This window comes from Rahnella sp. 1L-D-7-B-C2 (genome assembly GCF_057290995.1).
Map to the genome: position 1 here is coordinate 262,567 of NZ_JBXAVQ010000005.1, position 12,354 is coordinate 274,920.

At 55.7% G+C, this 12,354-nt stretch carries 11 protein-coding genes; 5 read left to right on the top strand and 6 right to left on the bottom strand.

Annotated features, from left to right (window positions below; all coding sequences use genetic code 11):
* Positions 1-85 precede the first annotated feature (85 nt).
* Complete coding sequence (locus AC0Z7K_RS11370; protein ID WP_485614467.1) at positions 86-817, top strand: FCD domain-containing protein; 732 nt, start codon at positions 86-88, stop codon at positions 815-817.
* 65 nt (positions 818-882) lie between these two features.
* Here the strand turns inward: AC0Z7K_RS11370 and AC0Z7K_RS11375 are convergent, their stop codons facing one another.
* Together AC0Z7K_RS11375 and yeiP are read right to left on the bottom strand one after the other, a co-directional pair.
* Positions 883-2,352, bottom strand: coding sequence for a mannitol dehydrogenase family protein (locus tag AC0Z7K_RS11375; RefSeq protein ID WP_485614468.1), 1,470 nt, complete (start codon positions 2,350-2,352; stop codon positions 883-885).
* 270 nt (positions 2,353-2,622) lie between these two features.
* On the bottom strand, positions 2,623-3,195 hold the full coding sequence (yeiP, locus tag AC0Z7K_RS11380; RefSeq protein ID WP_112167405.1) for an elongation factor P-like protein YeiP: 573 nt from the start codon (positions 3,193-3,195) through the stop codon (positions 2,623-2,625).
* A 245-nt stretch (positions 3,196-3,440) separates the two neighbouring features.
* Here yeiP and AC0Z7K_RS11385 point away from each other — a divergent pair, with 245 nt between their 5' ends.
* A complete protein-coding gene (locus tag AC0Z7K_RS11385) occupies positions 3,441-3,695 on the top strand; it encodes a YkgJ family cysteine cluster protein (protein WP_413529413.1) in 255 nt (84 codons plus the stop codon).
* On the opposite strand, the gene AC0Z7K_RS11390 is transcribed toward AC0Z7K_RS11385, so the two are convergent.
* Complete coding sequence (locus tag AC0Z7K_RS11390) at positions 3,692-4,906, bottom strand: sugar efflux transporter (protein ID WP_485614470.1); 1,215 nt, start codon at positions 4,904-4,906, stop codon at positions 3,692-3,694. The two genes, AC0Z7K_RS11385 and AC0Z7K_RS11390, sit on opposite strands and share 4 nt — an antisense overlap.
* A 472-nt stretch (positions 4,907-5,378) precedes the next feature.
* Between AC0Z7K_RS11390 and fruB the strand changes: the two genes are divergently transcribed.
* The 3 genes from fruB to fruA are packed head-to-tail and all read left to right on the top strand — an operon-like array spanning position 5,379 to position 9,160.
* Positions 5,379-6,509, top strand: a complete 1,131-nt coding sequence (gene fruB / locus AC0Z7K_RS11395; RefSeq protein ID WP_485614471.1) for a fused PTS fructose transporter subunit IIA/HPr protein — start codon at positions 5,379-5,381, stop codon at positions 6,507-6,509.
* Positions 6,506-7,441 (top strand): 1-phosphofructokinase, encoded by a 936-nt coding sequence (gene fruK, locus AC0Z7K_RS11400; protein WP_112167162.1) that lies wholly within the window; start codon positions 6,506-6,508, stop codon positions 7,439-7,441. Before fruB ends, fruK begins: the two co-directional genes overlap by 4 nt.
* Before the next feature lie 15 nt (positions 7,442-7,456).
* Positions 7,457-9,160, top strand: coding sequence for a PTS fructose transporter subunit IIBC (gene fruA / locus AC0Z7K_RS11405; RefSeq protein ID WP_413529416.1), 1,704 nt, complete (start codon positions 7,457-7,459; stop codon positions 9,158-9,160).
* 188 nt (positions 9,161-9,348) lie between these two features.
* On the opposite strand, the gene AC0Z7K_RS11410 is transcribed toward fruA, so the two are convergent.
* Genes AC0Z7K_RS11410 through AC0Z7K_RS11420 form a run of 3 tightly spaced genes read right to left on the bottom strand, consistent with a single transcriptional unit; the run spans position 9,349 to position 12,354 of the window.
* Positions 9,349-10,194 (bottom strand): VOC family protein, encoded by an 846-nt coding sequence (locus AC0Z7K_RS11410; protein WP_485614473.1) that lies wholly within the window; start codon positions 10,192-10,194, stop codon positions 9,349-9,351.
* Positions 10,187-11,296 carry an alkylhydroperoxidase domain protein gene (locus tag AC0Z7K_RS11415; RefSeq protein ID WP_485614474.1) on the bottom strand — a complete coding sequence of 370 codons (1,110 nt, stop codon included), beginning with the start codon at positions 11,294-11,296 and terminating at the stop codon, positions 10,187-10,189. The genes AC0Z7K_RS11410 and AC0Z7K_RS11415 overlap by 8 nt, the downstream gene beginning before the upstream one ends.
* Complete coding sequence (locus AC0Z7K_RS11420) at positions 11,293-12,354, bottom strand: putative FMN-dependent luciferase-like monooxygenase (RefSeq protein WP_485614475.1); 1,062 nt, start codon at positions 12,352-12,354, stop codon at positions 11,293-11,295. Before AC0Z7K_RS11420 ends, AC0Z7K_RS11415 begins: the two co-directional genes overlap by 4 nt.

The following is a 12,354-nucleotide window of genomic DNA, read 5'->3' on the forward strand; positions in this document are numbered from 1 at the left end:
ATAATTTTTCCTCTTAATTCAGGCATCGTGGCAGCAAATCAATCGCTTGCAGATGTCAGACCAATTGAACGCCAGAGGCAACCTTATGCGACTTTATCAGGAGATTGGCGGGCATTTACGTCGTGATATTCACGCCGGAAAATATGCCCCCGGTGACCGTTTGCCGCCGGAACGCGATATCGCGGAATCTTTCTCCGTAAGCCGCAGCGTGGTGCGTGAAGCTCTGATCATGCTGGAACTGGAAAAAGTGGTGGACGTGCGCAAAGGCTCCGGCGTTTATGTGTTGCCGCCCCCCGAAAATAGCCAGTCAGACGCTGCGGACAGCGGTTACGGCCCGTTTGAATTGCTTCAGGCGCGGCAACTGCTGGAGAGCGAAGTTGCCGCCTTTGCTGCAATGCAAGCCACCAAAACCGATATTCTGCAAATGCGCGACGCCATTGATGCGCAGCGCGATTGTATTGAGCGCGGCGTTTCTGATGACGCCGAGGATCAGCGTTTCCACGGTTTGCTGGCGCAGGCGTCGCAGAACAGCGTACTGGTCAAACTGGTGGACGATTTGTGGGTGATCCGTCAGCGCAGTTCTATGTGGCAGGGGATCCATCAGCACGTAGGCGATAAAAATTACAGTCAGATCTGGTTGCAGGATCACCAGAGCATTTTGCAGGCGGTGCTCCGCCGGGATCCGAAAGCGGCAAAGCAGGCGATGTGGCAGCACCTGGAGAACGTCAAAGATATGTTGTTGCAGGTGTCTGACGCGGATGACCCCTCATTCGACGGATTTTTATTTTCATCAGTACCTTCTGAACTCAATGACTGATGCATCGGTTCCAATAAAAACGGCTGCCGCTGCAGCCGTTGCTTTTAATCTCATCACATTGAACGTTAACTGACGTACTTCGCCACCGCTTTCTTCGCGCCGACGCGTTGCAAATCTAAATATGCCGCCAGAATTGCCTGCACTACTTTCTCTTCGTGCGGCAGTTGCTCACCAAACACTGCATTAAGCGCCAGCAGGGCTTTTACACGCTCTTCGCCGTCAGCGGTAGATGCCACGATTTCAGCGAGCTTCTCAGCCATCGGATCTTTGATTTCAATTGGCTGACCGGCATCATCTTTACCATCGATATAGCGCATCCAGCCGGCAACACCCAGCGCCAGCAGCTCGTAAGAACCGCCGTTTTTCACATGCCAGCGGATCGAGTCGAGCATACGTTGCGGAAGCTTCTGCGTACCGTCCATGGCGATTTGCCAGGTGCGGTGTTTAAGTGCCGGGTTGCTGTAGCGTGCTATCAGGCTGTCGGCGTAGGCATTCAGATCTACACCTTCAACGCTCAGCGTCGGAGCCTGTTCTTTCAGCATCAGACGATGGGCAGCGGTTTTGTAATGCACATCTTCCATACAATCGTTAATGTGCTGATATCCCGCCAGATATCCCAGATAGGCCAGGAAAGAATGGCTGCCGTTGAGCATTCGCAGTTTCATCTGCTCGAAAGGCAAAACGTCGGAGACCATCTGCGCACCGGCTTTTTCCCAGTCAGGACGACCAGCGACAAAATGGTCTTCCACCACCCACTGAATGAACGGTTCGCACGCGATACCGCAAGGGTCAGCCACGCCGCCCAGCGCTTGAGTGATTTCTTCCAGCGTATTTTCTGTCGCTGCCGGAACGATACGATCCACCATAGTGCTCGGGAAGGAGACGTTTTCGGTGATCCATTTCGTCAGTTCTGCGGAACGCGCTTTCGCCATGCCCAGAACGGCATTTTTGACTACCAGGCCGTTCTCCGGAATGTTGTCACAGCACAGCACGGTAAAGCCCGGCAGGCCATGCTCATGGCGCAGACGTAGCGCTTCGACCAGCACGCCTGGTGCGGTACATGGCGCTTGTCCGCCGGCCAGATCCTGCTGGATTTTGGGGTTCTGTAAATCCAGCTGGCCGGTGCCCGGCTCGATGCAATAGCCTTTTTCGGTGATGGTCAGCGAGACTATCGCCACCTGAGGCTCGGTCAGTTTTTTGAGGACGGCATCCAGGCCGTCAATTACGCCGTGCACTGAATCATGGGCTGAGCCGACAATAATGGCCTGATTGCCCTCTGCGCCTTTTTCCAGCACCGTGAACAGGTGGTTCTGCTCGCGTAACGTTTTGATCAAGGTTTCATTGCCGAACAGGCTGATTTCACAGATGCCCCAGTCGCCGCCCTGTAAATTCAACACCCGGTTGGTCAGCAGCGCCTGATGTGCGCGGTGAAAAGCGCCAAATCCAAGGTGAACAATACGGCTTTTCAGTGCATCGCGATCGTAAGCAGGCAATGACACGGCTGCGGGCAGGGACGCAGTGGCAATAGTTTTCATGCAATACTCCAGGCAAGTCAGAAAATAAATAATTGGTCAGGCCAAATAGGGGCTGTTTACCCGTCAGTTCAATTTCATGCTGGATAAAGCGACGATTTAAGCCGAAATCAGGGCTTTTAGTGTAAAGTCATATGATAGAAAGGGGAATTGGTAAGTCCGGATGGCCTCTCGTTTTGTGAGGTAGATCGAGAGTCTGGGGCATTTTTAGCAAACTTATGGCAATAAAAAAGGAACGCCGAAGCGTTCCTTCAATTTCAGGGGGAGCAGGGATTAATCTGCGCGGCCCATATAACGACGTTCAGCGATATGGATGCGGATTTTGTCGCCGGTGCTCAGGTATTCTGGAACCTGAATGTTCAGCCCGGTTGCCATTACAGCCGGTTTAGTGCGTGAACTGGCAGAGGCGCCTTTGATGCCTGGTGCTGTTTCCATAATTTCCAGATCGACGGTTTGTGGCATTTCCAGCGCCAGCAGCTGGCTGTCGAGCGTCAGAACCTGCATACCTTGCAAACCTTCTTCGGGAATAAACAGCAGTTCTTCTTCGATCTGTGATTTGTTGAAGGTGTAAGGCGTGAAGTCTTCGTCATCCATAAAGATGTATTCGTCGCCGTCGACGTATGAGAAATTCACTTTACGGCGGGTAAGGCTCACGGTGTCGAGAATGTCGTCACCCTTGAAGCGTTCTTCCACTTTGCCACCGGTACGCACGTCGGCGAAACGCATTTTGTACAAAGTGCTGGCGCCACGGGCGCTTGGGCTTTGAACATCGATATCTTTTACCAGCAGCAATTTGCCGTCGTAGTTCACAACGAAGCCGCGTTTAATTTCGTTAGCACGAGCCATATAAATACCTGTCGAGATAAAGGGGAAAATAATTTGCGACACGTTACTCGCGGCGCCGGTTTCAGGCAAGCAGATAGCGTAAAAAGAGTCGGGAAAGTCCGCATTATTACGCATTTTTTCAGGCCAGCCCGTTGACGTTTAAAATGGGCGGCCAACTGTGTTAAAGAGTAGTAAATATTTCGCTGGTGGCGCAGTAAAGTGCCTGCTATTGTCGCGCCTCGAAACCAGGCCTGAGGAGGCTGTTGATGGACTGTCGTACTGATTGCGGAGCCTGTTGCATAGCGCCTTCAATTTCCAGCCCGATCCCCGGAATGCCGGAGGGCAAGCCTGCGAATACGCGTTGCGTTCAGCTGGCGGATAATTTCCTGTGCAAGATTTTTACCTCACCGTTGCGCCCGAAAGTTTGCGCCAGTTTGCAGGCCAGCCGCGAGATGTGTTTCACCCATCGCGATCAGGCCCTGACCTATCTGATTAAACTGGAAGCAGACACCGCACCTTAAGTTTCTGGTGCGACAGTTTCTGTGATCGAATCTTCCACGTTTTTCACGTTCCAGATACACAGCAACGAGCCCACCACCATGGCCAGCGCGGCGTAAAACACGGCGTGATAATTCCAGAACTGCGCAATTACACCGGCCAGCGATCCGGCGAGGATCCAGCCCGCGCGCGTTGAGTTAGTGAACAGCGTGGTGGCCGCACCCGCCTGACCCGGCATCAGATCCTGAAAATACAACATCCCGATACCGGCCAGAATGCCGATGAAAATTGCGTTCAGCAACTGTAAAGCAATCAGCATGACCGCGCCGGTAGTAAACAACAGACACCCGTAGAAAATCACCCCGGCGATGACCGCCAGTCGCATCAGGAAGCGTTTACCGAGCTGTCTCGCCAGATATCCGGCGATCAGCATGGTAGGGATTTCCAGACAGGCTGCGCTGCCCATCAGCACGCCCGCTAGTTTCTCCGGCAGACCCAGCTCGCGAACCACATACAACGGCATATTGATCAGATAAATACTGTTGGCCGCCCACATCAGCGAGCATGCGATAAACAGCATCAGCGTGTCACGACGGTTTCGGCGCGGTGCTTCAAGTGTTGCTGAAGTCTTCATCCGCGCTTTCGGCATCGACGGTAAAAACACGTATACCATCGCGCCGCATACCAGAAATGCCAGCGTCGCTGCGCAGTACATAAAGGTAAAACCGAAGCCCATGGAGAGCGCAAACGCCAGCGGCGGTCCTACGACCCACGCCAGTGAAACCTGCGCGCGCAAAATAGAGCTGAACATTACGGCTTCACGCCCGGTTTTCTCAGCATGTTCACGCGCCAGTGCAAACATCTGCGGGTTAGCGGTGGAGCCAAAGCTCGACAGCAATACGCCGATAAACAGCAATATAAAGTAGTTGCGGTTGAAGGCGAACAGCACGCAGGCCAGCGCACCGAGCAGGCAGCAATAGAGGATCAGTGTTTTACGATCGCCGCGTTTATCCGACCACGTGGCCAGCAGCTGGCTGACGAAAATGCCGATCACCGCGCTGCCGGTAAAGAAAATGCCGACCATGAACGGGCTGACGTGGACCTGAGAGGTCAGAAACAGGCTGAGCGTCGGGGTTTGTAACGCGCCCGCGATACCGGTGAGAAAGGCAATGATCAGAAAGGCCGTCGAGGTCATGTCGGGGAGGCGGCGGGCCGACGCTGTAGATGTTCGCATTGAGATAACTGTGCCAGAAGTAGGGAAGGGACAAAATTTGCGCGAATGTTACGACAGTTTAAAAAAAACAAAAACAGGTTTTGATCATCAAAAATGTAAACCCGGATGAATTTGCCATACTGAATAATAAAACCGCACTTTGTGTTAAAAATAGCCGAAAGGGAGGGCCCGATAGCGTCATCAAAAACTGTTAGCTGACGTCAGCTTTTGACGTTGAAGTCTGAATACAATCGCGTCAGCCTGATTTCAGCATTTGTGTTAAGTGAGCAGACTCAGACGTTCTGAATAAAGGAAACTGTGCGTAGCATCAAAAAATCATCACGTAGAATCAGGGAAAACTTGCTTTAAAAGCGAGGCCGATTAAGACTTCCTGAAACGTTTCAGCGTTATCGATTTCAACAACGAAATCTGGTGACGCTCCTTTTTTCTCAGTAAAGCTGAAACGATTCAATTTCAGCAGGAGAGGAGAATTATGTTCCAACTGTCACAGCAAGATATTCACCTCGGCGCAGCTGCCAGCGACAAGCAGGAGGCCATTCGTCAGGTCGCCGCTGCGCTGACTCAGGCGGGCCGCGTCAGCGAAGGTTATGTAGACGGCATGTTAGCCCGTGAACTGCAAACCTCCACTTACCTCGGTAATGGCATCGCTATCCCTCATGGCACCACGGATACCCGTGATCTGGTGCTCGATACCGGCGTTCAGGTTTTTCAGTTCCCACAGGGTATTGCCTGGGGTGAAGACCAAACCGCTTACATCGTTATCGGTATTGCCGCCCGTTCTGATGAACACCTCAGCCTGCTGCGTCAGCTGACGCACGTCTTAAGCGACGACAGTGTGGCAGAACGCATGGCAAAAACAGATTCCGCTGAAGAGCTGCGCAGCCTGCTGATGGGCGAGAAGAACGCCGCTGAATTCCTGTTTGATACGCAACTGATTGCAGTCGATGTCGCGGCTGAAAACCTGATCACCCTGCAGGCGCTGAACGCCGGTCGTCTGCAACAGATGGGGGCGGTCGATACGGCCTTCGTCAGTGACGTGATCAGCCGTAAACCGCTGAATCTGGGCCAGGGCATCTGGCTGAGTGACAGCACCGAAGGCAATCTGAAAAGCGCGGCGACGGTCAGTCGTGCTCAGCAGACCTTCGAACTGGACGGTGAAAAGGTGGCATTGCTGCTGACCATTTCCGTCGCCGATGACCAGCCTCTGAACGTGCTGAACTACTTAAGCGACCTGCTGATTGCCAACAAAGCTGAACGCTTGCTGACGGCCGATGCCGTGGGTGTGCTGGCCTTGCTGACCAGCGAAGTCGCAGAAGAAGCCAACGTGCTGACTGCAGAATACGTGATCCGTAACGAACACGGTCTGCATGCGCGTCCGGGTACGGCCTTGGTCAACGTGATCAAGCAGTTCACCAGCGAAATCACCGTTACCAATCTTGATGGCAGTGGTAAACCGGCCAACGGCCGCAGTCTGATGAAAGTCGTTGCGCTGGGCGTGAAAAAAGGTCATCACCTGCGCTTTACTGCCAGCGGTGAAGATGCCGAACTGGCATTGAAAACCATCGGTGAAGCCATTTCCGAAGGTCTGGGGGAGGGCGCATGAGCCGCAGAGTCGCCACAATTACCTTGAACCCGGCATACGATTTAGTGGGCTATGTGCCTGAGATCGAGCGCGGTGAAGTGAATCTGGTGCAGACCACTGGCCTGCACGCCGCAGGTAAAGGCATCAACGTTGCGAAAGTACTGAAAGATCTCGGCATTGACGTCACCGTGGGTGGTTTCCTCGGTAAAGAAAATCAGGATGGTTTCCAGTTACTGTTTAGCGATCTGGGCATCGCCAACCGCTTTCAGGTGGTCAATGGCCGTACCCGTATCAACGTCAAACTGACCGAAAAAGACGGCGAAGTCAGCGACTTCAATTTCTCCGGATTTAACGTGACGCCGGCGGACTGGGAACGTTTCGTGACGGATTCCCTGTCATGGCTCGGCCAGTTCGACATGGTTTGCGTGAGCGGCAGCCTGCCAGCGGGCGTCGATCCTGACGCATTTACCGACTGGATGAAACGTCTGCGCGCGCAGTGTCCGTGCATCATTTTCGACAGCAGCCGTGAAGCACTGGTTGCTGGCCTGAAAGCCGCGCCGTGGTTGGTTAAACCAAACCGCCGTGAGCTGGAAATTTGGGCTGGCCGTAAATTGCCAGAACTGAGTGACGTGGTAGAAGCCGCGCACGCCTTGCGTGACCAGGGTATCGCCCATGTGGTGATTTCTCTGGGTGCAGAAGGTGCCTTGTGGGTTAACGCATCCGGTGCGTGGATCGCCAAACCGCCAGCTTGTGAAGTTGTCAGCACCGTTGGTGCCGGTGACTCCATGGTCGGCGGCCTGATCTACGGTTTACTGATGCGTGAATCCAGTGAACATACGTTACGACTGGCAACCGCCGTTGCCGCCCTGGCTGTCAGCCAGAGTAATGTCGGTGTCACCGACCGTCCGCAGCTCGCGGCGATGATGGCCCGTGTTGATCTGAAACCCTTTTAATCCGCAGGAGGCAGAATGAAAACGCTGCTGATGATAGACAGTTCGCTGGGACAGGCTCGCAGCCATCTGGCGAAAAATTTGCTCGCTGCTGCCGTAGCGAAAGCCGGGCACCAGTTAGTTGAGCAGGCTGCTGACGCTGAAATCGTGATCGTCGCCGGTGAAACCGTGCCAAACGACGCGGCGCTGACTGGCAAAAATATATATACCGGTGATGTGGCTGCTGCGGTTCGTGAACCTGAGGCTTTCGTGCAACGCGCACTGGCCGAAGCGAAACCTTACGTTGCTTCTGCCGCTGTGGCTGCTGTTTCCGCACCGGCGGCTAATGGTCCAAAACGTATTGTGGCGATCACTGCGTGCCCGACAGGCGTCGCGCACACCTTCATGGCGGCTGAAGCCATCGAAAGTGAAGCTAAAAAACGCGGCTGGTGGGTGAAAGTTGAAACCCGTGGTTCCGTGGGTGCTGGCAACGCCATCACGCCTGAAGAAGTTGCAGCAGCCGATCTGGTGATTGTTGCGGCTGACATTGAAGTGGATCTGGCTAAGTTTGCCGGTAAGCCGATGTACCGTACCTCAACGGGTCTGGCACTGAAAAAGACCAAGCAAGAACTGGATAAAGCGCTGGTTGAAGCTGAAGTGTTTGCCCCTAACGCACAGGGCGCCGCTTCAACGACGAAGAAGAAAGAAGTGGGCGGTTCAGGCCCATACCGTCACCTCCTGACCGGCGTGTCTTACATGCTGCCGATGGTTGTTGCGGGTGGTCTGTGTATCGCGCTGTCCTTCGTATTCGGTATTAAAGCCTTTGAAGTGAAGGGCACACTGGCGGCTGCACTGATGCAAATCGGTGGCGCTTCCGCCTTCGCGCTGATGGTGCCGGTTCTGGCCGGTTTCATTGCCTTCTCCATCGCTGACCGTCCGGGTCTGACGCCGGGTCTTATCGGCGGTATGCTGGCTGTCAGCACCGGTGCGGGTTTCCTTGGCGGTATCATTGCCGGTTTCCTGGCCGGTTACGTGGCGAAAGCCATCAGCGGCAAGCTGAAGTTACCGCAAAGTATGGAAGCCCTGAAGCCTATCCTGATTATTCCGCTGGTAGCGAGTCTGATTACCGGTCTGGTCATGATTTACGTAGTCGGTACGCCGGTCGCTAAAATCATGGCAGGTCTGACAGCATGGTTACAATCTTTGGGTACAGCGAATGCGGTACTGCTGGGCGCAATCCTTGGTGCGATGATGTGTACCGATATGGGTGGCCCGGTGAACAAAGCAGCTTACGCGTTCGGCGTGGCACTGCTGAGTTCTTCCGTCTACGCACCAATGGCTGCCATCATGGCTGCCGGTATGGTGCCACCGCTGGCGATGGGCCTGGCAACGCTGCTGGCGCGCAATAAGTTCGAGGAGAGTGAACGTGAGGGCGGTAAAGCGGCGCTGGTTCTGGGCCTGTGCTTTATCTCCGAAGGTGCGATTCCGTTCGCAGCCCGTGACCCGATGCGCGTACTGCCTTGCTGTATCGTGGGCGGTGCGGTGACAGGTGCTCTGTCGATGGCCTTCCACGCACAGCTGATGGCTCCGCACGGCGGTCTGTTCGTTCTGCTGATCCCTGGCGCAATCACACCGGTTCTGGGTTATCTGATTTCGATCATTGTGGGTACCGTGTTGGCCGGTGGTGCTTACGCCATTCTGAAACGTTCAGATGCGGCGGTAGCGGCTAAAGCCGTCATCTAAAAGTTTTTAAATTTGTTGAAAGGCGCGACGTGAAAATGTCGCGCCTTTTTTATTGCAGTGTTTGCTGCAATGGGGCAGTTTTCAGGTACTTTTTGAACACGTCCAGAAGCTATATCAAACAATGCTCAGTCTGCTTCTGCCCTTAGCAGGGGGAGAGCAAACGGGCCGGGTTTTGCCTGATGTTGACTTTATTCTTCCCGAAACGCCAACGCGACACCCAGTGAATCCGCTGCGCGAACTAAAATCCGACGGGTTAAATCATCAAACGGGATTTCACCTATCCGCAAACTATTACGCACTGCCTCCAGTGACCGCGTCGCAAACTCCAACCCGACCATTCGCGCACTGCCGCCATCACCTTCGGGCACAATGGCGAATTCTGCCGTGGCCTGCTTTGATGTCACAAACCGGACGGTAGCGCGCCCGGCACGCAGGGTCACGGCATCGGCACCACTCTGTAAGGCTTCAGCGCCAAACAACTCCCCGTAGACCTTGGCCGAAGCCTGCGGGTCAGCGGCGGAAATCACAAAGCCGGTAATGTCAGCGACACCGTTGGGGTGGTGCTGCCATTCGTTGCGCCAGACCAGCTCCGGTGTCAGGTGATGACAGAAGAAACTGCGGCCATTGGGCACGCGATCGGCAGCCAGCGGAACGGTGCGGAACCGCGCATTTGGCGAGGTTCCGTCGTTGAGTGCCACCGGACGGAAGAATTCAGCGGGAGGCGACCCGGCGATATTTTGCTTTTGCAGATGATGGTAAACCGCCGCCGAATTCTGCGTTTTCCACACCAGACCGGTCAGACCGAGCGGAGCCTGCCATAAGTCGGTGCGGATGTGGGCATTATCCGGTTCATAACCGAGCAGTTCGAGATAGTTTTCGCTGAAGATTGCCAGATGATTGCTCGATCCCAGTGAGTGGTGGCCGCGCGCGGTGAGATGAAATCCTAACCGACGAAACTGTAGTTCGGAATGATTGAGCTGTTCGGCGACGTTGATCACCACGTGGTCGAGCTGCGGGCGAAGGGACTCAGTCATTGAACGGTTCTCCGAGCGTTAACATCAGACGGTTTGCCCAGGCGAAAAACGCCGTGGACTGCGCTAAATCGACGATCTCCAGTTCACTCAGACCCTGCTCGCGCAAGGCCGCGATGTGCTGAGCAGTGGCGACCGGCGGCGTGGCGGAGAGTGCGGCGGCAAAGTCAATTTCTGCCTGCCAGCGCGGAGACTGGTCTTTGCTGAGAATGCCGCCCGGTGCGGTGTCGATCAGGCGCTGAACGTCGTCGGTTTGCTTTGACAGCTGGCTGGCTTTGCGCGAATGCACCGACGCGCAGAAAATACAGCCGTTGATTTTACTGGCCACGGTGGCGGCCAGTTCACGCTCTTTACGCGGCAGGCCGCCGGAGGTAAAGAAAATGCCTTTGTCGGTCAGCGTACGTTGCTCCAGCACCGGCAGGTTGCGGCCTAACAGGCGGAAATAGTCGGAATCTGTATGGCCAAATTTCGCCAGAATCGCCTGCTGAGCTTCATCGAATTCTTCCAGCTTTTTCGCCGGGATCCACGGCTCCCAGCCGAGCTCTTCCTGCGTGAACGCTTGCGGTGCGTCACGACCATTGTGGGTATTTGGATCAGTGCGCCAGAACGCTGCGCCAACCGGTTTGTTGCTGCCGTTTTCCACCGGTTTACCGCCGATCAGCCGGTAGCTGCGCAACGCGCGGCTCTGGAAACTGACGAAGGAAATCAGCTGCGACAGCGTGACAATCGCATCCACCGACCAGCCCGCTTTTCTCAGCGCCTGCAAATGCGCGGGCGTGGCGCTGGCGGGTTTGAAACTCAGACGTTCACCGTGCGTCAGCGCCGCATCGAGGCGGGCGGTTTCATCGATGTCGGGCAAATCCTGCAAACGTTCGGAATAGTGGTTACTGAGCTGGGAATCACCGTGCCAGCGCGCCACGTTTTGCGCCAGACGCAGGCGCTCCGCCAGCGTGAAATCCACGCCATCCTGTTCAGTGAATAACGCGTCGTAGCTGCCCTGCGCATGGCGGGTGGCGGCATCGCGTGTGTCGCGCGCCAGTTTCAGTTCAGACGCCGGGGCGATTTCGGCCAGTTTTTCCAGCAGGTCGGTCGAATAGTCGGTCATTGGGTTTCCTTGGAGAAAGTGGTATCGGAGGAAGACGTGGAAACGGCGCGTGACGGCGTGCGGCGAACCCAGCCGAGGGCCGGTGCGACGTGACGGGCGATCAGTTCGATGGAGCGCAAAATATACGGATGTGGTGGATCGATGGAGTGCACCTGAAACGCCAGATCGGTGACGCGGGCCAGCGCGGTATCGGCCTGTAACGAGGTGGTCACCTGCGCCGCGGTGCCGAGATGGACGTCAAACGCGCGGATGTAATCATCCAGCGTATCGCCTTGCACGATTTGTCCGCTGGCGCGGTGATTTTCGGCCTGACGGCGCAGGCCTTTTTGGGCCAGTTCACGGGCTTCATCGCCATTCTCGGTGACGAACGCGGTGCGCGATCCCATGATGCGCGGCGCAACACCGTCAGGCAGCGCATCAAGATAGGCATCAATGATCGGGTTTTGCAGTTCGTCGAGGCGCAGATCCGGGGCATCTGCCGGTCGTGGCTGGGTGCGCGACAGCATCAGACCATCGCCGGATTTACCCGCACGCGCGCCACCGTCCACGGAGAATGTTGCCTGCCAGACGCGGTGCGCCAGGTGCGGCGCTGCCGGATACAGGCAGTTGTCGGTGCCCGCAAGTTTTTCGCCGCGCCATGCGGTGAGCAGGGTATGCAGATTATGGGCAAACGCCGCGCCGCGCTGGCCACTTTCCAGGCCGAACGGTGGGAAGGACGTCGGCGTGCCGCCGGATCCGAGGCCGATCTCCAGCCGTCCGCCACTGAGCAAATCCAGCACGGCGGTGTCTTCGGCCACGCGCAGCGCATTTTCCATTGGCAGCGTAATCACACCCGTACCCAGGCGGATAAAACGGGTGTGTGCCGCCACCTGCGCAAGGAACACCAGCGGTGCGGGCAGACCGCCTTCGGCTTCTTGGAAATGGTGCTGCGCGACCCATGCGGAATCAAAACCCAACTGCTCGGCGTGAATGATTTGCTCGGTCGCCAGCCGGTAGCGCTCCTGCGCGCTGGTGTTGTCCAGAAGGCGGGTAAAAAATCCAAGACGTTTACTGCTCAT

Coding starts and splice junctions, on each gene's coding strand:
- AC0Z7K_RS11390 (WP_485614470.1), bottom strand. CDS start 4,906: ATGCGAACATCTACAGCGTCGGCCCGCCGCCTCCCCGACATGACCTCG.
- AC0Z7K_RS11415 (WP_485614474.1), bottom strand. CDS start 11,296: ATGACCGACTATTCGACCGACCTGCTGGAAAAACTGGCCGAAATCGCC.
- AC0Z7K_RS11370 (WP_485614467.1), top strand. CDS start 86: ATGCGACTTTATCAGGAGATTGGCGGGCATTTACGTCGTGATATTCAC.
- AC0Z7K_RS11420 (WP_485614475.1), bottom strand. CDS start 12,354: ATGAGCAGTAAACGTCTTGGATTTTTTACCCGCCTTCTGGACAACACC.
- AC0Z7K_RS11410 (WP_485614473.1), bottom strand. CDS start 10,194: ATGACTGAGTCCCTTCGCCCGCAGCTCGACCACGTGGTGATCAACGTC.
- fruA (WP_413529416.1), top strand. CDS start 7,457: ATGAAAACGCTGCTGATGATAGACAGTTCGCTGGGACAGGCTCGCAGC.
- AC0Z7K_RS11385 (WP_413529413.1), top strand. CDS start 3,441: ATGGACTGTCGTACTGATTGCGGAGCCTGTTGCATAGCGCCTTCAATT.
- fruB (WP_485614471.1), top strand. CDS start 5,379: ATGTTCCAACTGTCACAGCAAGATATTCACCTCGGCGCAGCTGCCAGC.
- AC0Z7K_RS11375 (WP_485614468.1), bottom strand. CDS start 2,352: ATGAAAACTATTGCCACTGCGTCCCTGCCCGCAGCCGTGTCATTGCCT.
- fruK (WP_112167162.1), top strand. CDS start 6,506: ATGAGCCGCAGAGTCGCCACAATTACCTTGAACCCGGCATACGATTTA.
- yeiP (WP_112167405.1), bottom strand. CDS start 3,195: ATGGCTCGTGCTAACGAAATTAAACGCGGCTTCGTTGTGAACTACGAC.